The organism is Streptomyces sp. WG5 (genome assembly GCF_049974565.1).
Lineage (GTDB): Bacteria > Actinomycetota > Actinomycetes > Streptomycetales > Streptomycetaceae > Streptomyces.
The window spans coordinates 43,783-68,006 of record NZ_JBNGGC010000037.1 but is presented as its reverse complement, the minus strand read 5'-3'; the positions used below and the strand labels follow the sequence as shown (position 1 = coordinate 68,006).

At 73.7% G+C, this 24,224-nt stretch carries 22 protein-coding genes; 12 read left to right on the top strand and 10 right to left on the bottom strand.

Features of this window, described 5'->3' with window-relative positions; all coding sequences use genetic code 11:
- Positions 1-28 precede the first annotated feature (28 nt).
- The 5 genes from folK to ACP4IX_RS30335 all read right to left on the bottom strand — a co-directional run bounded on the left by folK (position 29) and on the right by ACP4IX_RS30335 (position 4,880).
- Positions 29-640 carry a 2-amino-4-hydroxy-6-hydroxymethyldihydropteridine diphosphokinase gene (gene folK, locus ACP4IX_RS30355; protein ID WP_426524062.1) on the bottom strand — a complete coding sequence of 204 codons (612 nt, stop codon included), beginning with the start codon at positions 638-640 and terminating at the stop codon, positions 29-31.
- A complete protein-coding gene (gene folB, locus ACP4IX_RS30350) occupies positions 637-996 on the bottom strand; it encodes a dihydroneopterin aldolase (RefSeq protein WP_426524064.1) in 360 nt (119 codons plus the stop codon). Before folB ends, folK begins: the two co-directional genes overlap by 4 nt.
- A gap of 238 nt (positions 997-1,234) precedes the next feature.
- On the bottom strand, positions 1,235-1,738 hold the full coding sequence (locus ACP4IX_RS30345) for a nuclear transport factor 2 family protein (protein WP_426524066.1): 504 nt from the start codon (positions 1,736-1,738) through the stop codon (positions 1,235-1,237).
- On the bottom strand, positions 1,735-2,661 hold the full coding sequence (gene folP / locus ACP4IX_RS30340; protein ID WP_426557736.1) for a dihydropteroate synthase: 927 nt from the start codon (positions 2,659-2,661) through the stop codon (positions 1,735-1,737). The genes ACP4IX_RS30345 and folP overlap by 4 nt, the downstream gene beginning before the upstream one ends.
- Positions 2,662-3,068: 407 nt before the next feature.
- The gene (locus ACP4IX_RS30335; RefSeq protein ID WP_426524070.1) at positions 3,069-4,880 is read right to left on the bottom strand and encodes a phosphatidylglycerol lysyltransferase domain-containing protein; all 1,812 of its coding nucleotides are present in this window, start codon (positions 4,878-4,880) and stop codon (positions 3,069-3,071) included.
- A 231-nt stretch (positions 4,881-5,111) separates the two neighbouring features.
- Here ACP4IX_RS30335 and ACP4IX_RS30330 point away from each other — a divergent pair, with 231 nt between their 5' ends.
- Together ACP4IX_RS30330 and ACP4IX_RS30325 are read left to right on the top strand one after the other, a co-directional pair.
- A complete protein-coding gene (locus ACP4IX_RS30330) occupies positions 5,112-6,293 on the top strand; it encodes an alpha/beta hydrolase (RefSeq protein WP_426557734.1) in 1,182 nt (393 codons plus the stop codon).
- Between the two features lie 124 nt (positions 6,294-6,417).
- Positions 6,418-7,803, top strand: a complete 1,386-nt coding sequence (locus ACP4IX_RS30325; RefSeq protein ID WP_426557732.1) for a hypothetical protein — start codon at positions 6,418-6,420, stop codon at positions 7,801-7,803.
- Positions 7,804-7,859: 56 nt separating this feature from the next.
- On the opposite strand, the gene ACP4IX_RS30320 is transcribed toward ACP4IX_RS30325, so the two are convergent.
- Together ACP4IX_RS30320 and ACP4IX_RS30315 are read right to left on the bottom strand one after the other, a co-directional pair.
- Positions 7,860-9,134 (bottom strand): PH domain-containing protein, encoded by a 1,275-nt coding sequence (locus tag ACP4IX_RS30320; RefSeq protein ID WP_426524177.1) that lies wholly within the window; start codon positions 9,132-9,134, stop codon positions 7,860-7,862.
- Positions 9,135-9,499: 365 nt separating this feature from the next.
- On the bottom strand, positions 9,500-10,045 hold the full coding sequence (locus ACP4IX_RS30315) for a PH domain-containing protein (RefSeq protein WP_426557730.1): 546 nt from the start codon (positions 10,043-10,045) through the stop codon (positions 9,500-9,502).
- Between the two features lie 31 nt (positions 10,046-10,076).
- Here ACP4IX_RS30315 and ACP4IX_RS30310 point away from each other — a divergent pair, with 31 nt between their 5' ends.
- A complete protein-coding gene (locus tag ACP4IX_RS30310; RefSeq protein WP_426524078.1) occupies positions 10,077-11,228 on the top strand; it encodes an NADH-quinone oxidoreductase subunit D in 1,152 nt (383 codons plus the stop codon).
- On the opposite strand, the gene ACP4IX_RS30305 is transcribed toward ACP4IX_RS30310, so the two are convergent.
- Positions 11,193-12,323, bottom strand: coding sequence for an SAM-dependent methyltransferase (locus ACP4IX_RS30305; RefSeq protein ID WP_426524080.1), 1,131 nt, complete (start codon positions 12,321-12,323; stop codon positions 11,193-11,195). The genes ACP4IX_RS30310 and ACP4IX_RS30305 overlap by 36 nt on opposite strands.
- 118 nt (positions 12,324-12,441) lie before the next feature.
- Here ACP4IX_RS30305 and ACP4IX_RS30300 point away from each other — a divergent pair, with 118 nt between their 5' ends.
- From ACP4IX_RS30300 to ACP4IX_RS30290, 3 genes are all read left to right on the top strand, one after another.
- On the top strand, positions 12,442-13,647 hold the full coding sequence (locus tag ACP4IX_RS30300) for a sensor histidine kinase (protein WP_426524083.1): 1,206 nt from the start codon (positions 12,442-12,444) through the stop codon (positions 13,645-13,647).
- A 58-nt stretch (positions 13,648-13,705) separates the two neighbouring features.
- Positions 13,706-14,380, top strand: a complete 675-nt coding sequence (locus tag ACP4IX_RS30295) for a response regulator (protein WP_426524085.1) — start codon at positions 13,706-13,708, stop codon at positions 14,378-14,380.
- Positions 14,381-14,482: 102 nt separating this feature from the next.
- Positions 14,483-15,115, top strand: a complete 633-nt coding sequence (locus ACP4IX_RS30290) for an ATP-binding protein (RefSeq protein ID WP_426557728.1) — start codon at positions 14,483-14,485, stop codon at positions 15,113-15,115.
- Between the two features lie 107 nt (positions 15,116-15,222).
- Here ACP4IX_RS30290 and ACP4IX_RS30285 read toward each other — a convergent pair whose 3' ends face one another.
- Positions 15,223-16,329 carry a DUF5937 family protein gene (locus tag ACP4IX_RS30285; RefSeq protein ID WP_426557726.1) on the bottom strand — a complete coding sequence of 369 codons (1,107 nt, stop codon included), beginning with the start codon at positions 16,327-16,329 and terminating at the stop codon, positions 15,223-15,225.
- 155 nt (positions 16,330-16,484) lie between these two features.
- On the opposite strand from ACP4IX_RS30285, the gene ACP4IX_RS30280 reads away from it, so the two are divergent.
- On the top strand, positions 16,485-16,700 hold the full coding sequence (locus ACP4IX_RS30280) for a hypothetical protein (RefSeq protein ID WP_426557724.1): 216 nt from the start codon (positions 16,485-16,487) through the stop codon (positions 16,698-16,700).
- A gap of 206 nt (positions 16,701-16,906) precedes the next feature.
- Here the strand turns inward: ACP4IX_RS30280 and ACP4IX_RS30275 are convergent, their stop codons facing one another.
- A complete protein-coding gene (locus tag ACP4IX_RS30275) occupies positions 16,907-18,145 on the bottom strand; it encodes a threonine aldolase family protein (protein ID WP_426557722.1) in 1,239 nt (412 codons plus the stop codon).
- Between the two features lie 221 nt (positions 18,146-18,366).
- On the opposite strand from ACP4IX_RS30275, the gene ACP4IX_RS30270 reads away from it, so the two are divergent.
- The 5 genes from ACP4IX_RS30270 to ACP4IX_RS30250 are packed head-to-tail and all read left to right on the top strand — an operon-like array spanning position 18,367 to position 23,945.
- Positions 18,367-19,428 carry a Rossmann-like and DUF2520 domain-containing protein gene (locus tag ACP4IX_RS30270; RefSeq protein ID WP_426557720.1) on the top strand — a complete coding sequence of 354 codons (1,062 nt, stop codon included), beginning with the start codon at positions 18,367-18,369 and terminating at the stop codon, positions 19,426-19,428.
- Positions 19,425-20,426 (top strand): pantoate--beta-alanine ligase, encoded by a 1,002-nt coding sequence (gene panC / locus ACP4IX_RS30265; RefSeq protein ID WP_426524097.1) that lies wholly within the window; start codon positions 19,425-19,427, stop codon positions 20,424-20,426. The genes ACP4IX_RS30270 and panC overlap by 4 nt, the downstream gene beginning before the upstream one ends.
- On the top strand, positions 20,423-22,156 hold the full coding sequence (locus ACP4IX_RS30260) for an L-aspartate oxidase (RefSeq protein WP_426557718.1): 1,734 nt from the start codon (positions 20,423-20,425) through the stop codon (positions 22,154-22,156). Before panC ends, ACP4IX_RS30260 begins: the two co-directional genes overlap by 4 nt.
- Positions 22,157-22,161: 5 nt before the next feature.
- Complete coding sequence (gene nadC, locus ACP4IX_RS30255; protein ID WP_426524179.1) at positions 22,162-23,142, top strand: carboxylating nicotinate-nucleotide diphosphorylase; 981 nt, start codon at positions 22,162-22,164, stop codon at positions 23,140-23,142.
- Between the two features lie 5 nt (positions 23,143-23,147).
- Positions 23,148-23,945, top strand: coding sequence for a type III pantothenate kinase (locus tag ACP4IX_RS30250; RefSeq protein WP_395572929.1), 798 nt, complete (start codon positions 23,148-23,150; stop codon positions 23,943-23,945).
- Positions 23,946-24,224: the final 279 nt, after the last annotated feature.

Here is a 24,224-nt window from a genome sequence, read left to right as displayed (position 1 = left end):
GTCGTCCTGACCTTGTCGACCTTAACGACTACTCGGGCAGCCGGAGTTCCAGGTCGGCGCGGGGCGCGATGCCGTCCCGGGGGACGGAGGCCAGGAGGTCGGCGACCGGGCCGTGTCCCGGCAGCTGGGCCTCGGGGTCCACGTCGTGCCAGGGGGCGAGCACGAAGGCGCGTTCGTGGGCGCGCGGGTGGGGCAGGGTGAGCTGAGGGTCGTCGGAGACGACCTCGGCGTAGGCGATGATGTCGACGTCGAGGGTGCGTGGGCCCCAGCGCTCGTCGCGGACGCGGTGGAAGGCCTCCTCGACGGCGTGCGCCCGCTCCAGCAGGGAGGACGGGGGCAGGGTGGTCTTCAGGACCACGACCGCGTTGAAGTACGAGGGCTGGCTGCCGGGGTCGACGCCCCAGGGCTCCGTCTCGTACACCGGCGAGACCCCTTTGACCCGCACGCCCGGTGTGTCCTCCAGGGCGTCGATGGCGCCCTGGAGGGTCTCCAGGCGGTTGCCGAGGTTGGCGCCGAGGGCGATCACCGCTCGCTTGGGATTGGACAGTGTGGTGTCGGCGGCGTCGACCTGTTCGATGACGGAGGCGGGTACCGGCTGTACGGTCGGGTCGCTGGGACCCTGGGCGAAGGGGGCGCTCATACACGGCTCCGGATGATGGTGACGGTCACGTCGTCGAAGGGGACGGTGATCGGCGCGTCCGGCTTGTGGACGCACACCTCGACCTCTTCGACCCCTTCGTGTTTCAGGCAGACCTGGGCGATGCGCTCGGCGAGCGTCTCGACCAGGTTGACGGGCTCGCCCTCGACCACGGCCACGACCTCCTCGGCCACGACGCCGTAGTGCACGGTCTTCGCCAGGTCGTCGTCGGCCGCGGCCGGCCGGGTGTCCAGGCCGAGGACGATGTCCACGAGGAAGGTCTGGCCGTCCTCGCGTTCCTTGGGGAACACACCGTGGTGCCCGCGGGCCTTCAGGCCGCGCAGCGCGACACGATCCACGCGAATCACTCCTGCAGTCGTCGGTCTCGGCCGGTCCTCACCGCGTGCGGGCGGTACGCCGGCCTCTGTCGAATCTACCCGCGGACACGGACGGCACCGCGTCACGGGGGGTGCGGGGCCGGGCCGGGGCCAGGAGTTTTCACCGTGCGTTTCCCCTGGCGGCCCCGGTGGATCACGGGTCGGTAGCCGTCCCCGCCCGCCGGCCCGTGATTCCCGCCACTCGCATGCTCCTCCAGGGTCAGGGAGGGGTGTCCTCACCGTCCTCGTCGTCGGACTCGGCCAGCACGGGGGAGGCGTGGTGCGACCAGAGTTTCCAGCCGGACGGAGTGCGGCGGAACGTGTTGGTGGCGACCACGAGCTGGCCGACGAGCGGGCCGAGTTCGTCGCCGCCCTCGGGGGCGGGTCCGCCGCTGAGGATGTTCTCCGTGCAGGTCACCAGGGCCGTGTCGCCGGTCACGGAGACGTGTACGTCGGTGAGGAAGAACTGGATGTAGTCGGTGTTCGCCATGATCAGCGCGTACGAGCGGAGGACCTCGCCCCGCCCCGTGAGCACCGGCCAGCCGGGGTGCACGCAGGAGACCACACCGGCGTCCGCCGGATCGTGGTACGACTCGTCGATGCCCAGGTCGGACGGTGTGAGCCAGAACTCGGACACCTTCTCGAAATCGCCCTGCTCCAGTGCCTCGTAGAAGGCGGTGTTGGCGGACTCGACCTGTTCGACGTCGAGGTGGGGGGCGTTCACCGGATGCCTTCCGAGCCCGAGCCCGGGCCCGGGCCCACGCCTGAGCCCGGATCCCGGTCCGCTGTGCGGGCCCCCTCGACGGCGCGCGCGACCCGTACGGCGTCGGCCGTGGCGCGTACCTCGTGCACGCGTACGGCCCACGCGCCGGCGTGCGCCGCGAGTGCGGAGACGGCGGCGGTGGCCGCGTCGCGCTCGCGCGCCGGGGGCGGGGCGGCCTCCGGCCCGGCGAGCACCCGGCCGAGGAACCGCTTGCGGGAGGCGGCTACGAGCAGGGGGTGGCCGAGGCCGAGGAGGCGGTCGAGGTGGGCGAGGAGGACGAGGTCGTGCTCGGCGTCCTTGGAGAAGCCCAGGCCGGGGTCGACGACGACGCGGTCGGGGGCGACGCCGCCCTCGACGACCGCCTCCACGCGCGCGTGCAGCTCGTCCATGACCTCGCCGACGACGTCGTCGTAGGTGCCCCTGACGTTGCCGCCTGCCAGGAGGCCGCGCCAGTGCATGACGACGAAGGGGGCGTCGGCGTCGGCGACGACCGGGATCATCCGGGGGTCGGCGAGGCCGCCGCTCACGTCGTTGACCAGGGCGGCGCCGGCCGCGAGGGCCTGCTCGGCGACCGAGGCGCGCATGGTGTCGACGGAGATCGTGACGCCCTCGGAGGCCAGGCCGCGCACGACCGGGACCACACGCCTGAGCTCCTCGTCCTCGTCGACGCGGGTCGCGCCGGGACGGGTGGACTCGCCGCCGACGTCCACCAGGTCGGCGCCCTCGGCGACCAGGTCGAGGCCGTGCTTGATGGCGGCCGTGGTGTCGAAGAAGCGGCCGCCGTCGGAGAAGGAGTCGGGGGTCACGTTGACGACCCCCATGACCGCGCAGCGGTCCCATACGGTCAGTCCCGCGAGGTGGCGGCGGCCGGTCTGCTTGCTCATGTGTTCAGCGTAGGCCCAGGCCCAGTGGGCGGGGCGCCCGCGGCGGCCTGTGCGGGTGCGGGTGGGGTTCGGTGGGGTTGGGTGGGGCGAAGCCGGAGGTGGGGGAGACGCCGGGCCGTGCGTCCCCTCGCGGTCGGGCAGTGCGCGCGCTTGCGGCCGGGCAGAACGCGCCCTCGCGGCCGGGCGGGGCGCGCGCTCGCGGCCGGGCAGCACGACCCGCCACGGTCCGGGTGGCGGGTGTGGCTCCGGTCCGGGTGGGGGGGACCTGGCTCCGGTCCGGGTGGGGGGACCTGGCTCCGGTCCGGGTGGAGCGACCGACCCGGCTCCGGTGGTGCGCACCGGCGCTCCCGCCCGCGTCCAGCGCCGGGTGTCCCGTCGGTGCCGTGGCCGCGCGGTACGCGGTGTGGTCACGCCGCCCGGGCGTCCCGTTCGGGCATCCGGTGTGCGCAGGGGCGGCGTGCGGGCGTCCGGCGTCGCAGGATGCGCGGGAGGGGCACCGCGAGGGTGACGAAGCCCTCGGCCTGCATGGCGGCGAAGCCGATGCGGGGCAGGTCGGCGGAGGCGCGGTAGACGACGAAACGGGGCTCCCACCGGGGCCGGAACTTCGCGTTGAACTTGTACAGGGACTCGATCTGGAACCAGCGGGAGAGGAACACCAGCAGTCCGCGCCAGGCCCGCAGCACCGGTCCCGCGCCGATCTTCTCGCCGCGCGCGAGCGCCGCGCGGAACATGGCGAAGTTCAGCGAGACGCGCGCGATGCCCAGCTTCGGAGCGGCCTGCAGCGCGGCCACGATCAGCAGCTCGTTCATGCCGGGGTCGGCCGCGCGGTCGCGGCGCATCAGGTCCAGGGACACGCCGTCGGGGCCCCACGGCACGAAGTGCAGGATCGCCTTCAGGTCGCCGTACTCGCCGGGTTCGGCGTCCTGCTTGTGCGCGGTGGCGATCAGGCAGTCCCCGTCGGCGGGATCGCCGATGCGGCCCAGCGCCATGGAGAAGCCGCGCTCGGTGTCCGTGCCGCGCCAGTCGTCGGCGGCGCGGCGGACGCGGTCCAGTTCGGTGTCACCGAGGTCGGCCACGCGCCGTACCCGGGTCTCGTAACCGGCGCGCTCGATGCGTTTGACCATCTGCCGGACGTTGCGCATCGCGCGGCCGGCGAGGGAGAAATCCGCGACGTCCACCACCGCCTCGTCGCCCAGTTCGAGGGCGTCGAGCCCGGTCTCGCGGGTCCACACCTCGCCACCGGTCTCGGAGCAGCCCATGACGGCGGGCGTCCAGGAGTGGGCGCGGGCCTCGTCCATGAAGCGTTCGATGGCGCCCGGCCAGGCCTCGACGTCGCCGATCGGGTCGCCACTGGCGAGCATCACACCGGAGACGACGCGGTAGGTGACCGCGGCCTTGCCGCTGGGGGAGAAGACGACGGCCTTGTCGCGGCGGAGCGCGAAGTGGCCGAGGGAGTCCCGGCCGCCGTGCCTGGCCAGCAGGGCGCGCAGCCGGGCCTCGTCGTCGTCGGTGAGGCGCGCGGCGGGGTGTTCGGGGCGGAAGGCCAGGTAGACGGTGGTGATCGCGGTGAGCAGGCCGAGGGCGCCGAGGGAGAAGGCGACCGTCCACGAGGTGTCGCCCCGGTAGTCGACCGGTCCCTCGACGCCGAACAGGCCGTACAGCACGTGGGTGATGCGGTCGGCCAGGCTCGGGTCGCCGACCATGTGGTGCGGGTGGGCGTTGACGACGACCAGCCCGAGGGCGAGGGAACCGGCGCCCATGAGAACGAGGTTGGCGAGCGCCCGCCACCGGCTGCGCGGGTCGGGCAGTGCCGCGAACTGGTCCCGGTGCAGCAGCAGGGGAACGAGCAGCGCGACCGAGATCAGCACCCCGGCGAGCGAGTGCCGGTAGGTGAACTGCGCGACGGCGCCCAGCGGCAGCAGGGCCACGGCCGCCCGCCACGCCCTCCGCTTGCGGCGCTTGAGCCCGTGGGCGAGCAGCAGCAACAGCACCCCGGCGCTGAGCGAGAGTGCCGCCGCGAACGGGCCGAACGCGCCGGGCAGGACCTCGGCGAGGGCGTGCATACGGCTGTGCCGGAACCGCGGGAAGACGCCGGCGGCGATGTCCAGCAGGCCCACGAGCGCGCAGGCGCGGCCGACGAGGAGGGGCACGGCCTCCGGACGCGGGCCGCGCAGCACCCGCCGTACGCTGGTGGGTTTCGTCGGAACCCCACCCGACATTTCCTCATCTGTCCTGACAGACATCGCACCCGTAGTTCTGCGAGAGACCGTGGATCCGGGCCCGTTTCGGGCATCCGGCGACATTGCGCCCTCTAGGACGGTGTCTTGGTGGGAGAGGTTCACTCCCCGGATCGGAAAGCCCGCGGGGCGTGAAGGGTGCGAAGGGGTGGTGGTCCGGACGGATGGCCCGAACGGACGTGACGTACGGAAAGCGCAGGCGGGTAGCAACGCATGGGTCTCACGAGCGACAAGGTGCTGGCGTTGGCGGTCCTGTCCGGCGTGCTGCTGTTCGCCGGCACGGTGTGGCTGTGGCCACGGCTGGCCCGGCGTACCTGGCGGGCCGTCCTGGGGCGGGTGGGGCTGTTGTTCGCCACCCAGTTGGCGGTCTTCGCCGCGGTGGGTCTGGTCGCCAACCAGTCCTTCGGCTTCTACGGCAGTTGGGCCGACCTGTTCGGCCGGGAGAACGGACAGGGAGTGGTCGTCGACCACGCGGCCGACGGCGCCGGCAGCCGGCTCCGGGTCGTCGGTGACCGGCGGGTCACGCAGGCGGGCGGTGCGCGGCCCGAGGTCACCGGCCGGATCCACGAGATACGGATCACCGGCCGTACGACGCGTATCGCGACGCCCGCGTACGTCTACCTGCCGCCGGAGTACTTCCAGGCGCGCCATCGCACCCGTACGTTCCCCGCGTCCGTCGTCCTGACCGGTTACCCGGGGACGGCCGAGGCGCTGGTGGACAAGTTGCGCTACCCGCGCACGGCACTCGACCTGGCCAAGGCCGGCCGGATGCGGCCGATGATCCTGGTGATGCTGCGGCCGACGGTGGCGCCGCCGCGCGACACGGAGTGCGTGGACGTGCCGGGTGGCCCGCAGACGGAGACGTTCTTCGCGAAGGACCTTCCCGAGGCGGTGACGGCGCATTACCGGGTGGGCCGGGGGCCGGGAAGTTGGGGCGTCGTCGGCAACTCGACCGGCGGCTACTGCGCCCTGAAGCTCGCCCTGCACCATCCCGACGTGTACGCCGCCGGGGCCGGCCTCTCCGCGTACTACGACGCGCCCAGTGACCCCACCACGGGCGATCTCTTCCAGGGCGACACGGAACGGAAGAACCGGGCCGACCTGTGGTGGTATCTCGAGAACATGCCCGCGCCCGACACTTCGCTGCTCGTCACCAGCAGTGAGTCCGGCGAGACGAACTACAAGGACACCCTGAAGTTCATTGAGCGCGTGAAGGACAAGAAGCCGACGCGCATCTCGTCGATCATCCTGGAAAGCGGTGGGCACAACTTCAATACCTGGCGGCGCGAGATTCCCGCGACGCTGCAGTGGCTCAGCGGGCGGCTCGGTGAACGGTCCCGTGAGCGGCCCGGTGAGCGGCCCGGTGAGCGACTCGACGCGCACCCGCATAAATGATCTTGAGGTAATTGGCCCGTCGGTGGGCACGTGGATTCCTGATGCCGTGTGAACACATCGGAGGCGGTTGTGTTTTTACGGGGCGGGGCGCCAAGATTCGCCTACGCGCGGTAAGTTTCTGGCCATGCCACGTGGACGTCACCGCCATTCCCCGCCCCTGCACAGGCTGCTTCCTCCGTCGGCGATCGCAGGCGTCTCCGTCGTCTGCGCCCTCGGCCCCTGGGTGTTCAGCGAAGCGATGATCCTGCGCTCACTGGCCGCCGCCGCCGCGGTCACGGCCGTCGTCGGCGCGGTCGTCATGCGCCACTGGGACACGCAGGCGGGCAGGCGCGTCGCCGACCTCACGCGTGCGCGTGCGAGCGACGAGTGGCGTTACGAGGAGCGGGTCGCCGAACTGGAGTCCGACCTGGAGGAGTCGCGCGAACTGCGCGCGAAGCTGGAGCACCGGCTGCGGGCCAAGCGCACGGAGCTGGCGGGGCTGCGCAACGAGCACGCCTCCCTGCTGAGGCGCTACGCCACGGCGGAGACCGAGCGTGCCAGTGCGCTGGAGGGCCGCCGCCTGCTGGAGATCGAGGCCGTGCCGCAGGCGCCCGCGCTGCCGGCGGCACGACCGGCACCGGCGGAGGAGACGCAGGCCGAGGACGTGCCGGCCGCCGAGGCCGTTGCAGAAGTCTCGCGGGCTGTTGCAGAGGACTCCGGGGCCGTTGCAGAGGTCTCCCGGGCCGTTGCGGAGGCCTCCGGGGAGGTCACCGGGGACGCTCACTCCGTCTTCTCCCCCGCGGGCTCCCGGCTGTTCCTGCGGGCGAACGCGGCACTGGCGCGGTTCGACGCGGACGTGCACGCCGGTCCGGACGGTGGCGACCACGACGGCGGCGATGACTCCGGCGGCGACGGAGGTGACGGGGACGGCGGCGGCAACGGCGGCGGTGGCGAGAGCGCGGCGGCGGAGACCGCTCAGGAGGACGGGGCCCAGACGCAGCCCGAGGCGACCGACGGACACGAGCGCACCGCCGCCTCCTCGGGGAATCAGCCCGAGGGAACCGATCAGCCCGATCAGCAGCCAGACCAGTCACACCAGCCAGACCAGTCCGACCAGCCAGACCAGTCCGACCAGTCCGGTCGGTCCGGCGAGCGGCCCGGTCAGCCCGGTCAGCCCGACCAGCCCACTCGGCGGGCCACCGGCACCGGGCACTTCGCGGTGCCGACCGCGGTGGCCGTCGTACCGACGGCTCCGGCGCGGCGTCCGGCGGTCGAGGGCGGCTTCGACTTCTTCGGCACGAAGAACGCCGAGGACGGGACGTCGTCGCCCGACGCCATGGAGGCCGTCCAGAACGAGGACCTCGCCGACGTGGTCGGCCAGGAGGCCCTCGCCCTGCACAAGGCCGAGGCGGAGGCCGCCTTCGAGCCGGCCGGCGAGGAGCCCCGTGGGGTGGGACAGGTGATCGACCTGACGGCCCACGACGAGACGGAGCAGATCGACGTACAAGGGCTGCGCAGCGCGGTGTCCTGACGCCGGTCACCGCCGGTCACCGTCGGCCGACCGTGACCGGCGGTGACCGGCAGGCCTCAGGCCATCCACCGGTCCGGCGGTGCGTCCCGCCGTCCCGTCCGGGAGCGTTCCGCCTGGGCCCGCAGCAGCCGCGCCGCCTCGTCGGCGTCGCGCAGCCGAGCGGTCACGGTCTTGTTCGCCCCCGTGTCCACCCGTACGTCGGCCAGTCCGAGCGCCCGTTGCCACGGCCCCTGCGTGACGCGGACGCTCTGCACCTTGGCGTGCGGCACCAGCGCCAGCTTGCGGCGCAGCAGCCCGTACCGGGCGGCGAAGACCCGGTCGGTGACGGCGAGCCCGTAGCCGCGCCACCACAGCGGCCTGCACCGGGCCGCCCGGCGCGGCGGACGCGACAGTGCCGGGCCCGCCGGCACGGTCACCCCGGGCAGTACCCGCGCCACGACCGACTCCGCGATCTCGCGCGGGGCGACGGGCAGCAGCACGGAGTTCGACGACCCCGCCACGTCCAGTTCCACCCGCACCCAGCCCCGCCGCCGCCACAGCAGCGGCTCCACGATCCGCACGGTCTGCACCCGGCCCGGCGGCACCGTCTCGTGCGCGCGGTCCAGCAGTCCGTGGTCCAGACGGAGCCCGTCCGGGGACTCGGCCACCGTCCAGTCGTACTCCCCGACGAACCGGCCCGCACTGCTCGCGCCCGCGGCGCCCAGCAGCGGCAGTGCGGTCGCCACGACCGTCCACAGGTTGTGGGTGGCGAGCCACAGCAGTGTGGGGACGACGACGGCGGCGATCAGCGTCCCCCAGGTCGCGCCGGTCAGCAGCAGCGAGACGGCGAGCACGCGCGGCGGCACGCGCAGCAGCTGCCGGGAAGGCGCCTCGCCGACCTCGTGCGCGGTCTCGGGTGCCAGTCCGGCCGCGCGGGCGAGCAGTTCGGCCCGCAGGGCGCGGGCCTCGTCGGCGCCCAGGAAGGCCAGTTCGTCCTTCTTGCCGGTGCCTATGACGTCGAGTTTGAGTTTGGCGACCCCCACGACGCGGGCGAGCAGGGGCTGGGTGACGTCGATGGCCTGGACGCGTTCGAGCCGGATGTGCGCGGTGCGCCGGAACAGCAGTCCGGTGCGGATGCGCAGCTCCGTGTCGGTCACCGCGAAACGGGTGAACCACCAGCTCAGGAAGCCGTACAGGGCGGCGGCCGGGATCAGTACGGCGAGCCCGAGCAGCAGGTGGGTCGTGGTCAGCCGCGTCAACTGGCGCTGCGCCTGGTCGGGGTCGTGCACGGCCCACCCGACGACCACGGCGACCGGCGCCCACGCCCGTCGCAGCGGTGTGACGGGGTGCAGCCGCCGCTCGACGACATCGTCGCCGGGCCCCGTGGCGCGGGTTCCGCCGCGGGCGCCGTCTGCCGCCGGTGCGGTGCCGTCGCCTGCTGATGCGGTGCCGTCCGCCGTGGGCGTGGCGCTGCCTGTCGGGTGCGTGGTGCTGTCTGTCGTCGGCGTGGTGCTGCCTGTCGGGTGCGTGGTGCTGTCTGTCGTCGGTGTGGTGCTGCCGGTCGTGGGTGTGGCGCCGCCTGTCGTCGGCGTGGCGCCGCCTGTCGTCGGCGTGGCGTCGTCCGGCGTTCCGGTGGCGTCGTGCTTCGCCGCGGTGCCGGGGTGTCCGGCCTCGGCGGCCTTGCTCCCGGCGGTGCCGTCCTCCGCCCCGGGCGTCGTCACAGCCCCGCCGATCGGGCCTCGCCCAGCTCGGTGAGCCGGTCGCGGAGGCGTTCCGCCTCGGCCGGGTCGAGGCCCGGGATGGCCGCGTCGGTCGCGGCGGCGGCCGTGTGCAGCTGCACGCTGGCCAGGCCGAAGTGGCGCTCGACCGGGCCGGAGGTCACCTCGACCAGCTGCATCCGCCCGTACGGGACGACGGTCTGCTCCCGCCACAGCACGCCCCGGCTGATCAGCAGGTCGTCGGCGCGCTCGGCGTACCGCCAGGAGCGCCAGTTGCGCTCCAGCATGACCCAGCCCCAGGTCATCAGGGCCAGCGGCAGTAGTGCCAGGGCCGCCCAGAAGGGGCCCAGGAACAGGCCGGGCAGCACGCCCGCGGCGACCGTGAGCAGTCCCAGCCACGCCACCAGCAACAGCCGCCGCATGCGCAGCAGTCCCGGCGGCAGGCCGGTCCACTCCGGTTCGTCCCGCACCGCCTCCCGCACCGCCTCCGGCTCTGCCCCCGTCGCCCCCGCCGCGCCCGTGTCGTCAGGGCTCCCCGTATCCATGGAGCCAGCGTACGTAGGGGAGACTGTGCGCATGACTCCTACGACGGAGACCATGGTCGGTATCGGCGGCGCCGCGGAGAGCACCGACATGGTGCTCAACATCGGGCCCCAGCACCCGTCCACGCACGGCGTGCTGCGGCTGCGGCTCGTCCTGGACGGCGAGCGCATCATGAGCGCGGAGCCCGTGATCGGCTACATGCACCGCGGCGCGGAGAAGCTCTTCGAGGCCCGTGACTACCGTCAGATCATCGTGCTCGCCAACCGCCACGACTGGCTGTCGGCGTTCTCCAACGAGCTGGGCGTGGTCCTCGCCGTGGAGCGGATGCTCGGCATGGAGGTCCCCACGCGCGCGGTGTGGACGCGGACGCTGCTCGCGGAGCTGAACCGTGTGCTCAACCACCTGATGTTCCTGGGGTCGTACCCGCTGGAGCTGGGCGGCATCACCCCCGTCTTCTACGCCTTCCGGGAGCGGGAGGTCCTCCAGAACGTCATGGAGGAGGTCTCCGGCGGGCGCATGCACTACATGTTCAACCGCGTCGGCGGCCTCAAGGAGGACCTGCCGGCCGGCTGGGCCACCCGCGCGCGCGGTGCCGTCGCGGCGGTGCGTTCGCGCATGGACGTCTTCGACGACCTGGTGCTCGGCAACGAGATCTTCCGGGGGCGCACGCGCGGGGTGGGCGCCCTGAGCGCCGAGGCCGTGCACGCGTACGGCGTCAGCGGCCCCATCGCCCGCGCCTCCGGCGTCGACTTCGACCTGCGCCGCGACGAGCCGTACCTCGCCTACGGCGAACTCCAGGACACCCTGAAGGTCGTCACCCGCACCGAGGGCGACTGCCTCGCCCGCTTCGAGTGCCTCCTGGAGCAGACGCACAACGCCCTGGACCTCGCCGACGCCTGCCTGGACCGCCTGGCCGAGCTGGCGCCCGGGCCGGTCAACCAGCGGCTCCCGAAGGTGCTGAAGGCGCCCGAGGGCCACACGTACGCGTGGACCGAGAACCCGCTCGGCATCAACGGCTACTACCTGGTCAGCAAGGGCGAGAAGACCCCGTACCGGCTGAAGCTGCGCTCGGCGTCGTACAACAACATCCAGGCGCTGGCGGAGCTGCTGCCGGGGACGCTGGTCTCGGACATGGTGGCGATCCTGGGGTCACTGTTCTTCGTGGTCGGGGACATCGACAAGTAGCGCGGCGGCGTCGACGGGCCCGACCGGCTGGATCAGCCACCGGAAGTCGCCCAGCCCGCCGAGCCCGCCCGGCGCGATCAGCTCGGCGGCCTGCGAGGCGGCCGCGAGGGCGCGCACGTACGCCGCGGGGTCGGTGGAGGCCAGCGCGAGCGGGGGGCGTGCGCCCGCGACACCGAGGGCCCGCAGAGCCTCGCGCTGGGGGCGCAGAAGCGCACCCGAGGGCGTGTGCTCCGGAGTGCACCTCGCGGTGTGGGACGCCGCGCACGCGTCCAGCGCGACATGCGCGGTGATGTCGCACGACCCGTCCGGCACCGGCGGCGTCTCCCGCCCCGCCCGGAAGCCGGTGAGCGTCCCGAACGGCGGACGGTCGTCCACGGTGTGCGCGTAGTCGGCGGCCACGGCGAGCCCCGCGTCCAGTGTGGACACGGCGGACGCCCAGGCGGTGTCCCGAGGGAGCCCGATCTCGGCCCGCAGCCCCTCCTCGCCGGGCAGCGGCCACCACCGCGCCAGCCACGCGGCCTCAGCCCCGTCCACCGGCTCCCCGAGCCGCTCGGTCCCGTCGTCCCGGACGAGGACCCGCCGCGCCACACCCGCGGAGTCCACCTCCGCCACCTCCACCGGTACGTTGTCCAGCCACTCGTTGGCGAACAGCAGCCCGGTCGTGCCGGGCGGCGGCTCGCCGAGCCACTCGATCCGGTGATCCAGCCCGTCGGGGCGGCCGGCGACCTCGACGGCGTACGCGCGCGTGCGGGCGGCCACGTCGGCGGGGAGCGCGGCCAGTACCCCGGTGACCAGTTCGCCCCGCCCGGCCGCCATGTCCACGAAGTCCAGAGCCGCGGGCCGCCCCAGCGCCTCGTCGACCCGGCACAGCAAACGCGCCACGGCCCCGGCGAACAGCGGCGACGCGTGCACGGACGTGCGGAAGTGCCCGGCCGGGCCCTCGGGCCCGCGGTAGAACCCGGCCGGTCCGTAGAGGGCGTCCTGCGTGGCCTCCCGCCAGCTGCGCCAGCCCGCACCCGCCCCTGAGACCTCTGTGGGCCCTGCTGCCCCTGCTGCCCCAGCTTCCCCCGCTGCCCCTGCTGTCTCTCGCGTCACCCGCCCAGGCTAGGCGCACGGGAGAACGAAGCCTCCACCTTGCGGAGTATGCGCGGGGAGCGCGGATCGGCCCTCCGGTTGACCCCTGCACCTATTCCGCTTCCATACGCTGGGTTACGTGCAGCGCCTCTACGACTTCATCCGCAGACACCCGACCGGGGTCGACAGTTTCTGGGCCCTCGTCGTGCTCGGGATTTCCGTGGTGTTCGTGGTCTCCCCGCAGCCGCGGGGGTACGGGACGGACTCGACGGCGTTGATCCTCGCCTTCACGGCGCCGCTCTGCGTCGTGATCGCGCTGCGGCAGCGGCTGCCGGAGAAGATGCTGCTGCTGGCCGCCGGACTCGGCGTGGCACAGCTGGCGCTGGACGTCGCCACGTTTCCGGCCGACTTCTCCTTTCTCGTGATCGTCTACACGGTGGCCGCGAAGGGTGCCCGGTGGGCCTCCCGTACCGCGCTGGTCATGGGCCTGTGCGCGTCTCCCGTCGCCCAGCTGCGCTGGTCCGACGGCGAGCTGGGGATAGGCGCCAACATCGCCATAACGGTCTTCCAGGGCGTGCCCTTCGCCCTCGCCTGGGTGCTCGGCGACTCCGCCCGCACCCGCCGCGCCTACTTCGCGCAGCTGGAGGAGCGGGCCGCCCGGCTGGAGAAGGAACGCGAGGCGCAGTCCAAGGTCGCGGTCGCGGCCGAGCGCGCCCGGATCGCGCGCGAGCTGCACGATGTCGTCGCGCACAACGTCTCCGTGATGGTGGTGCAGGCCGACGGCGCCGCCTACGTCCTGGACGCGGCCCCCGACCAGGCCAAGAAGGCCCTGGAGACGATCTCCTCCACAGGCCGCCAGGCGCTCGCGGAGATGCGCCGCCTGCTCGGCGTACTGCGCACCGGCGAGCACCAGGAGGCCGGCGAGTACGTCCCGCAGCCCGACGTCCAGCAGATCGAGGAGCTCGTCGAGGAATGCCGCGGCTCCGGCCTGCCCGTCGACTTCAAGGTCGAGGGCACTCCGCGTCAGCTGCCCAGCGGTGTCGAGCTCACCGCGTACCGCATCGTGCAGGAGGCGTTGACCAACACGCGCAAGCACGGCGGCCCCAACGCGGGCGCGAGCGTGCGCCTGGTCTACTTCGACGACGGACTCGGGCTGCTCATCGAGGACGACGGCAAGGGCGCCCCGCACGAGCTGTACGAGGAGGGCGGCTTCGACGGCCAGGGCCACGGCCTGATCGGCATGCGCGAGCGGGTCGGCATGGTCGGCGGCACCCTGGACGCGGGTCCGCGGCAGGGAGGAGGGTTCCGCATCAGTGCGCTGCTGCCGCTGAAACCCGCACACTGAGACCCGTCCCCCTACGCACGTACGGCGTTGACACCTGTAAGGAAGAAGAGGACCCACGATGGCGATCCGTGTCATGCTCGTCGACGACCAGGTGCTGCTGCGCACCGGGTTCCGGATGGTGCTGGCGGCCCAGCCGGACATGGAGGTCGTCGGGGAGGCGGGCGACGGCGTCGAGGCCCTCCGGGTGCTGCGCTCCACCTCCGTGGACGTCGTCCTGATGGACGTCCGCATGCCCAAGCTCGACGGAGTCGAGGCCACCAGCCGGATCTGCGTGGACCCGAACGCGCCGAAGGTGCTGATCCTGACCACCTTCGACCTCGACGAGTACGCCTTCTCGGCACTGAAGGCGGGCGCCTCCGGTTTCATGCTCAAGGACGTGCCGCCCGGCGAGCTGCTCGCCGCCATCCGCTCCGTGCACAGCGGCGACGCGGTGGTCGCCCCCTCGACCACCCGCCGGCTCCTGGACCGGTTCGCGTCGATGCTGCCGGCCACCGGTCAGGAGCCCCGGCACGCGGGGCTCCAGCGGCTCACCGAGCGCGAGCGCGAGGTGATGGTGCTGGTCGCGCAGGGCCTGTCCAACGGAGAGATCGCGGCCCGGCTCGTGCTGTCCGAGGCGACCGTGAAGACGCACGTGGGACGCATCCTGACCAAGCTCGGCCTGCGCGACCGGGTGCAGGTGGTCGTCCTGGCCTACGAGACCGGGCTGGTGCGGGCCGGCGGCGGACCGGGCTGACGGCGGACCGGGCCGGCGGCGGGCCTGGCCTACGAGACCGGGCCGATGGCGGACCGGGCTGACGGCGCCCGCGGCGGGCCCCGCGTCGGTAGGGTCTCCGGCATGCTCCTGTGGATCAGCGGCCCCTTCGGGGGCGGCAAGACACAGACCGCGTACGAGATGCACCGCAGGCTGCCCGGCAGCATCGTCTGCGACCCCGAGCACGTGGGCTTCGGCCTGCACCGCATGCTGCCGCCCGGGCTGCGGGGTGACTTCCAGGACCTGGCTGCCTGGCGGCAGGGTGTCGTGGAGGTCCTCGACCTGGCCCTCACCGAGCACGACGGTGTGGTGATCGCGCCCATGACGGTCACCGACTCCGGGTACTTCGCCGAGACCGTCGGCCGGCTGCGCGGACTCGGGCACGACGTCCACCACTTCACCCTCCTCGCCGAACGCGGGACCGTCCTGCGACGGCTGCACGAGCGCGGCCTCGGACACGTCCTGCGGTACGTCGCCGGGAAGGACGCCGGGCTGCGCCGCGAGAGCTGGGCCGTGGAGCAGCTCGACCGCTGCCTGGAACGGCTGCGGGAGCCGGAGTTCGCCGAGCACCTGTGGACGGACCACACGACCGTCCCGAAGACCGCGGACCGGATCGCCGTGCTGGCGGGACTCACCCTGAAGCCCAACAACGAGGGCGCGCTGCGTACGCGTCTGAGGCAGGCGGGGGTGGGAACCCGCCACATCCGGTTCGACTGACCTGCCGGTGGACCGGGCCCGCCGGCCGCCCCGCCCCGGCCTGCCGGTGGACCGGGCCCGCCGGCCGCCCCGCCCCGGCCTGCCGGTGGACCGCTGTGTGACGGCGGCTACCGGAGTATTCCCTCCAGGAAGTCGCTGCCCAGCCGGGCCACCACCGTCACGTCCAGCTGGTGCAGTACGTACCGCCCGCGGCGGCGGGTGCTGATCAGACCCGCCTTCTTCAGCACCCCGAGGTGCCGGGATATCTCCGGGGCCGTCATGCCGTGCGCCTGCGCCAGCTCGCTCGTGGTGTACGCGCTGCGGGCCAGATGGCGGCAGATCCGCATCCGGACCGGGTGGGACAGTGCGGACATCCGCAGGGTGAGCTGCTCGACCGACGGCGGCGAGGCCAGCTCGGGGGAGCCGACGGGATAGTGCAGCACCGGCTGCCAGTCGTGCCGGTGGAGGACCATCAGGTGCGGCCAGCCCAGGCTCGTCGGGACGAGCAGCAGCCCGCCGTCCCCCGTCGCCGAACGGCCGTCGCCCAGCTTGTCGACCGTGATCCGCGCGGCGGACTCGTCCAGCGCCACCGCCGGGGACACGGCGGCCAGCGCCTCGGCGAGCCCCTTGCGGTGCAGCAGGTCCGTCTTGTGGCGGGCGTCCGCCGCGAGCTGGTGGCGCAGCCGCGCCCAGGCATCCGCGAAGAACGCCTCGTCGCAGTCCTGCGCGAACTCCCGCAGCCACCCCCGGATCCGCGGCGGATCGGCCAGCAGGCGCTCGCTGAAGCGCAGCTGCTGCGGCCCGCGCGCGGCGGCCAGGTCCAGCGCGCGCCGGCGCGTCTCGGCGTCCGCGAGCGCGGAGGCCCCGCCGGTGCTGTAGGGCAGGGCGCAGGTGAACTCCAGCGCCGCGTCCACGAACTGCTCGTCGGACAGCTTGTCGAGCAGGTCCAGGTCCTCGGCGAGGGTGGCGCCGGGCAGTGTGCTGCGTCCCGGTACCCCGGCGAACGGCATGAACAGGTCCGAGAACGTCGTCCGCCACAGGAAGTCGGCCTCGCACATCCGGTCGGCCAGATGCGAGTCGAGCCGGGCGGTCACACCCGTCGCCCAGCCCTGCAGACCCGGGTGGTGCCCCGGCTCGGACAGGGCGTGCAGCGCCATGCCCAGCTCGGCCAGGGGCGAGGGCACGACGGCGACCCTCTCCGGCCGCAGCCCCGCGATGTCGATACGCACGCTCATGCCCTCATGGTGCACCCCACCACCGACAACGCCACCGCCGATTGACGCCCGCCGTCAATCGGCGCGACGGGAGGGCCGTACCGGAGCAACCTGGAGGCACCGGGGCAGCCGCGGAGCCCGATTCCCACCACACGTTCCTTCGAGAAGGCGACCCCATGAGCATCACCCAGCAGTACCTCCTCGACACCTACCGGGCCCGGCAGCTCGGCGAGCCCGCGCCGCCCGCGCCCGGCGCGCACGACTGGCAGGTCGTGCGCGAGTGGCACGACCGCCGACAGTTCCACGCCGTCCTCGCCGGCCGCCCGGCGCACGGCCGGGCACGGCGGGCCCTGCGCCGGTGGTGGTCCCTGTGGCCGCGTGCCCTCGGCTGACCCGGGTGGCCGGCGCGGGGCCGGGCAGCACTCCGGTCCGACCGGCCAGTCCGCCGGGGTCGCCCGGTCCTGACCGGTCCGCCCGGTCAAATCCGCCCGGTCTTCCCGGCCCGACCGGTCGGTCATCCCGGTCCGACCGGTCAGGACTGCCGGCCTGACCGGTCAGCAGTCCCGACCTGACCGGTCACTACGCGAGCCCGGTCGCGTCAACCCTCCAGCCTGGCCGCGAAGTCGGCGACCGCCGCCTTCACGTCGTCCGCCGTCCACCGAAGGCCCGCCTCGTCCACGCTGACCTCCGTGACGGCGAGTCCCGGGCCGGGTGTGAGCCACCCCCGGGAGAAGAGCATGGTCCCCGTCTCCTCGCCGTGCCGGACCGCGGCCTCGCCGACGACCTCGGCGTCGTACGGCAGCCAGACCTGGAACTCGTGGGTGTGCGGCTCCTCGGGCTGTACCCGCGCCCACGGCAGCCCGGCTTCCGCGAAGCCCTCCCGCAGCGCGGCGGCCACCACGCGCGCGTGGGTCACGTACTCCGGCAGCCGGGGCAGTTCGCGCTCCAGGCCGGCCAGTGCCGACAGCGCCGTCGGGAACTGCTGGAACACCGCGCCGCCGTACCGGTGCCGCCATGCCTTCGCCTCCTCGGTCAGCGTCCGGGGGCCTGCCAGGGCGGCGCCTCCGTAGCCCTTGAGGGACTTGTAGAACGAGACGTACACGCTGTCCGCGAGGCCCGCGATCTCGGCCAGGGGGCGGCCGAAGTGGACGGTGGTCTCCCACAGACGGGCCCCGTCGAAGTGGACCACGGCGTCGCGCTCCCGCGCGGCCTCGACGACGTCGGTGAGCTCCTCCCAGGTGGGCAGGACGAAACCGGGCTCCCTGAGCGGCAGTTCCAGCATCAGGGCCCCGAACGGCTCCTCGAAGTCGCGCACCTCGGCGGCGGTCGGCAGCCGGGGCGCGCTGGTCACCCGCACCGGGCGCAAGCCGCTGACCAGGCTGAAGGCGTTGCGCTCGTGCATCTCGGGATGGCTGAGCCCGTGCAGGGCGACGACCGGACTGCCGGTGCGGCCCGCCCAGCAGCGCAGCGCCACCTGCTGGGCCATCGTGCCGGTGGGGAAGAAGGCCGCGGCCTCGGTGCCGAGCAGGGCGGCGACCTTCTCCTCCAGGGCCTCCACGACACCGTTGCCGTACATGTCGGACGGCTCGTCGAGGTCGTACAGCTCGGCGGCGCCGCCGAGCAGGGCGAGTCGCTCGCGCAGGGTCGTGCCGAACCCCGGCCCGGCGAGCACCCGCCGGGCGTTGCGGTGGGCGGCCACGCGCCGTTCCCGGAGTCGCCGGCTCCGTTCCTCCGCGGATCCCTCCGCCGGCTCCGCCCCGGCCACCTTCCCGGCCACCTCCCCGGGCCGCCGCTCGTTCTGTTCCGCTCGCTCGTCCTGTTCCGCCGTATCGCTCATGCCGCGATCATGCCGCGCGGACGCCGGAGCGGGCACCCGGTTTCCCGTACGTCCCGCCGCACGTTCTCTTGCTACGCGCGCGGGAGTGCTGGGGTGTGCCCCGCCGCCGCACGGAAACCCACAGCCTGTGGACGACCGGACGTACCCCGAACCAATCGCGTTAACATGACGAGAAATCGTCCGGTACCCCGAGCGGACTGGAACGGGAAGGCCGCCGTCGCGTGAACACAACCCCACAGCCAGACCCCAAGGACCGCCCCGCGCGGCTCACCGTAGGCGTCGTCGGCGCCGGACGCGTGGGCCCCGCGCTGGCCGCGTCCCTCGCGCTCGCCGGGCACCGCCCGGTGGCCGTCTCCGGGGTCTCCGACGCCTCCAGACGACGTGCCGCGGCGCTGCTCCCGGACGTGCCGCTCGTGCCGCCCGCCGAGGTGCTCCGGCGCGCCGAGCTGGTCCTGCTGACGGTCCCCGACGACGCCCTGCCCGGCCTGGTGACCGGACTCGCCGAGACCGGGGCGGTGCGGCCGGGCCAGCTGCTCGTGCACACCTCCGGGCGGTACGGCGCGAGGGTCCTGGACCCGGCGTTGCGCGCCGGTGCCCTGCCGCTGGCCCTGCACCCGGCGATGACCTTCACCGGCACCCCCGTGGACGTCCAGCGCCTGGCGGGCTGCTCCTTCGGCGTCACCGCGCCCGAGGAGCTGCGGCTGGTCGCCGAGGCCCTGGTCATCGAGATGGGCGGCGAGCCGGAGTGGATCGCCGAGGACAGGCGCCCGCTGTACCACGCCGCGCTCGCCCTCGGGGCCAACCACCTCGTCACCCTGGTCGCGCAGTCGATGGAACTGCTGCGCACCGCGGGCGTCGAGGCCCCCGACCGCATGCTCGGCCCGCTGCTGGGCGCCTCCCTCGACAACGCCCTGCGCTCCGGCGACGCGGCCCTCACCGGCCCCGTCGCGCGCGGGGACGCGGGCACGGTCGCCGCGCACATCGTGGAGCTGCGCGCACACGCCCCGCAGGCCGTCGCCGGCTATCTGGCGATGGCGCGCGCGACCGCCGACCGGGCGCTGGACCACGGCTTGCTGAAAGCCGAACTCGCCGAGGACCTGCTCGGGGTACTCGCCGACGGGGCCGGTGGAGCCGTCGGGGCCGCCCGGAGCAGCGGCACCGGCACGGGCACCACGGGGACCACGGGCACCACGGGCACCAACAGCACCGAAAAACACCCCGACAGCACCGAACACCCCGACGGCACCGACAGCTCCGACGGCACCGAGGGAGACGCCCGATGACCCCCACCCCGCCCGTCCTGCTGCGCACCGCCGACGAGCTGCACGCGCGCGAACGGCACGGCCGCCGGGCCGTCGTGATGACCATGGGCGCCCTGCACGAGGGCCACGCCACCCTGATCCGTACGGCCCGTGACCTCGTGGGCCCGGACGGCGAGGTCGTCGTCACCGTCTTCGTCAACCCGCTGCAGTTCGGCGCCGGTGAGGACCTCGACCGCTACCCGCGCACCCTGGACGCCGACCTGGCGATCGCCGGGCGGGCGGGCGCGGACGCCGTCTTCGCCCCCGCCGTCGACGAGGTCTATCCGGGCGGCGAGCCCCAGGTGCGCGTCACCGCGGGCCCCATGGGTGAACGCCTGGAGGGCGCCTCCCGCCCCGGCCACTTCGACGGCATGCTGACCGTCGTCGCCAAGCTGCTCCACCTCACCCGCCCGGACCTGGCCCTCTACGGCCAGAAGGACGCCCAGCAGCTCGCCCTGATCCGCCGCATGGTCCGCGACCTGAACTTCGGCATGGAGATCGTCGGCGTCCCCACCGTGCGCGAGGAGGACGGCCTGGCCCTGTCCAGCCGCAACCGCTACCTCTCGACGCGGGAGCGCCGCACCGCCCTCGCGCTCTCCCAGGCGCTCTTCGCCGGCCTGGACCGGCACGCCGCCCAGGAGGCGCTGCGCGCACGGGCCCGCGAAGTGCCCGCCACACAGGCGCGCGCCGAGGCCCTCAGCGCCCTGGGCGAGTCCCGCGCGGCGGCCGACGCCCATGCCGTCGCCACGTCCGTGCCGGGCAGCGCCACGGCCGTCCGGGCCGCCGCGCGCCTCGTGCTGGACGACGCGGCCCGCGCCGATCCGCCGCTGGAGCTGGACTACCTCGCCCTGGTCGACCCGTCCGACTTCACCGAGATCGGTGACGACCACACCGGCGAGGCCGTCCTCGCCGTCGCCGCCCGGGTCGGCGCGACCCGGCTGATCGACAACGTCACCCTCACCTTCGGAGCCGCCTCGTGACCAGCACAGGCATACGACTGCACGCGCCCGCGCCCGGCTGGGCCATCGCCGCGGACGTGGTGGTCGTCGGCTCCGGCGTCGCCGGCCTCACCGCCGCCCTGCGCTGCGAGGCGGCCGGCCTGCGGACGGTCGTCGTCACCAAGGCCCGCCTCGACGACGGCTCCACCCGCTGGGCGCAGGGCGGCATCGCCGCGGCCCTGGGCGAGGGCGACACCCCCGAGGAGCACCTGGACGACACCCTGGTCGCCGGCGCGGGCCTGTGCGACGAGGAAGCGGTCCGCCTCCTGGTCACCGAGGGCCCCGACGCCGTACGCCGCCTCATCGCCACCGGCGCGCACTTCGACGAGTCCGCCGAGGGCGGCCTGGCCCTCACCCGCGAGGGCGGCCACCACCGCCGCCGCATCGCGCACGCCGGCGGCGACGCCACGGGCGCGGAGATCTCCCGGGCCCTGGTGGAGGCGGTACGCGCGCGCGGGATCCGCACGATCGAGAACGCCCTCGTCCTGGACCTCCTGACGGACCCGGACGGCCGGACCGCCGGCGTCACCCTGCACGTCATGGGCGAAGGACAGCACGACGGCGTCGGGGCGGTCCACGCCCCCGCCGTCGTCCTCGCCACCGGCGGCATGGGCCAGGTCTTCTCGGCCACGACGAACCCGTCCGTCTCGACGGGCGACGGTGTCGCGCTCGCCCTGCGCGCGGGCGCCGAGGTGAGCGACCTCGAGTTCGTCCAGTTCCACCCCACGGTCCTCTTCCTCGGCCCGGACGCCGAGGGCCAGCAGCCCCTGGTCTCCGAGGCGGTACGCGGCGAGGGCGCCCACCTGGTGGACGCGGACGGCGTGCGCTTCATGGCGGGACAGCACGAGCTGGCCGAACTCGCCCCCCGCGACATCGTCGCCAAGGGCATCATGCGCCGCATGCGGGAGCGGGACGCCGAACACGTGTACCTCGACGCCCGGCACTTCGGCGCCGAGATGTGGGAGCACCGCTTCCCCACGATCCTCGCCGCCTGCCGCGCGCACGGCATCGACCCGGTCACCGAACCGATCCCGGTCGCCCCGGCCGCCCACTACGCCTCCGGCGGCGTCCGCACCGACGCCTCGGGCCGCACCACGGTCCCCGGCCTGTACGCGTGCGGCGAGGTCGCCTGCACGGGCGTGCACGGCGCCAACCGCCTGGCCTCCAACTCCCTCCTGGAGGGCCTGGTCTACGCCGAGCGGATCGCCGCCGACATCGCGGCGAGCCACGCGGACGGCACCCTCCCCGCGCGCGTGCCCGCCCCCGTCCCGCACCCCGACCTCCCGGCGCACCCCCTCCTCCCGCCCGAGGCCCGCCTCACGATCCAGCGGATCATGACCGCGGGCGCCGGCGTCCTGCGCTCGGCCGGCTCCCTCACCCGGGCCGCCGACCGGCTGCACCACCTCCACACCGAGGCCCGCGAGGCCCTGCACGAGAACGGCAAGACGTCCGAACCGGGCGTCGACACCTGGGAGGCCACCAACCTCCTGTGCGTGGCCCGCGTCCTGGTGGCCGCGGCGGCCCGGCGCGCGGAGACCCGCGGCTGCCACTGGCGCGAGGACCACGCGGACCGCGACGACACGACGTGGCGGCGCCACATCGTCGTACGCCTGAACCCGGACCGGTCCCTCGCCGTGCACACCACGGACACGCCAGAATTCCCCCCGACCACCCACGGCCACCGGCCGGCGCAGCGTCCCCAGGAGCAGTGACAGCAGTGAACACCCCCGACCTTCCCCTCGCCTCCGCCGGAGGCTGCGGCGACGGCTGCGCCTGCGGCGCGGACACCGACGAAGAGGCCTACATGGAGTGCGGCCTCGACCCCGCGCTCGCGGCCCTCATGCTGGACTCCGGACTCGACCCCGTGGAGGTCGAGGACCTCGCGAACGTCGCCGTCCAGGAGGACCTGGCGGGCGGCGTGGACGTGACGACGGTCGCCACCATCCCCGAGGAGGCCGTGGCCACCGCCGACTTCACCGCGCGTGAGGCGGGCGTGGTGGCGGGCCTCAGGGTCGCCGAGGCGGTCATGTCGGTCGTCTGCACGGACGAGTTCGAGGTGGAGCGCCACGTCGAGGACGGCGACCGGGTGGAGGCAGGCCAGAAGCTCCTCTCCGTCACCACCCGCACCCGCGACATCCTCACCGCCGAGCGCAGCGCGCTGAACCTCCTGTGCCGCCTGTCGGGCATCGCGACGGCCACACGCGCGTGGGCGGACGCCCTGGAGGGGACGAAGGCCAAGGTCCGCGACACCCGCAAGACCACCCCGGGCCTGCGCTCCCTCGAGAAGTTCGCGGTCCGCTGCGGCGGCGGCGTCAACCACCGCATGTCCCTCTCGGACGCGGCCCTGGTCAAGGACAACCACGTGGTGGCCGCGGGCGGCGTGGCGGCGGCCTTCCAGGCCGTGCGCGAACGCTTCCCCGACGTCCCCATCGAGGTCGAGGTCGACACCCTGCACCAGCTCCGCGAGGTCGTGGACGCGGGCGCCGACCTGATCCTCCTGGACAACTTCACCCCGGAAGAGTGCGAGGAGGCGGTGGCGCTGGTCGCCGGCCGCGCCGCCCTGGAGGCGTCCGGCCGCCTCACCCTGCGCAACGCCGAGGTGTACGCGGCGACGGGCGTCGACTACCTGGCCGTGGGGGCCCTCACCCACAGCTCCCCCATCCTGGACATCGGCCTGGACCTTCGAGCGGCGGAGTAGAGCCCATGCTGCTGACGATCGACGTAGGCAACACACACACCGTCCTCGGCCTCTTCGACGGCGAGGACATCGTCGAGCACTGGCGCATCTCCACGGACTCGCGCCGCACGGCCGACGAGCTGGCGGTCCTCCTCCAGGGCCTGATGGGCATGCACCCGCTGCTCGGCGACGAACTGGGCGACGGCATCGACGGCATCGCCATCTGCGCGACGGTCCCCTCGGTCCTGCACGAACTGCGCGAGGTCACCCGCCGCTACTACGGCGACGTCCCCGCGGTCCTCGTCGAACCGGGCGTGAAGACGGGCGTCCCGATCCTCACCGACCACCCCAAGGAGGTCGGTGCCGACCGCATCATCAACGCGGTCGCCGCGGTCGAGCTCTACGGCGGCCCGGCGATCGTCGTGGACTTCGGCACGGCGACGACGTTCGACGCGGTCAGCGCGCGCGGGGAGTACATCGGCGGGGTCATCGCCCCCGGCATCGAGATCTCGGTCGAGGCGCTCGGCGTCAAGGGCGCGCAGCTCCGCAAGATCGAGGTGGCGCGTCCCCGCAGCGTGATCGGCAAGAACACGGTCGAGGCCATGCAGTCCGGGATCATCTACGGCTTCGCCGGCCAGGTCGACGGGGTCGTCAACCGCATGGCCCGCGAGCTGGCCGACGACCCGGACGACGTCACGGTCATCGCGACGGGCGGGCTCGCCCCGATGGTGCTGGGGGAGTCCTCGGTCATCGACGAACACGAGCCGTGGCTGACGCTGATGGGGCTGCGGCTGGTGTACGAGCGGAACGTGTCCCGCATGTAGCCGGCGGCGGGGCGCGTGCGCGGGCCGGGGGTGCGTACCTACCCGGGGGCTTCCGGCCCGAGTGGGGGCAGTGCGTCAGCCCCCCCGCCACCCCGGCAGGCGCCCCGTTCCGCCGCTGTTCCGAGGACGGAACACGCCGCCCGTCTCCCACGGAGGCGCCACCCGCCTCCCACAGAGGCGCCACCCGCCTCCCACGGACGCGCCCCCCGTCCCCCCGTGGAACGTGCCGTCCGCCCCCCACCGAACGCGCACAGGGCGCCGCGGGCGCCCGCATCCGAG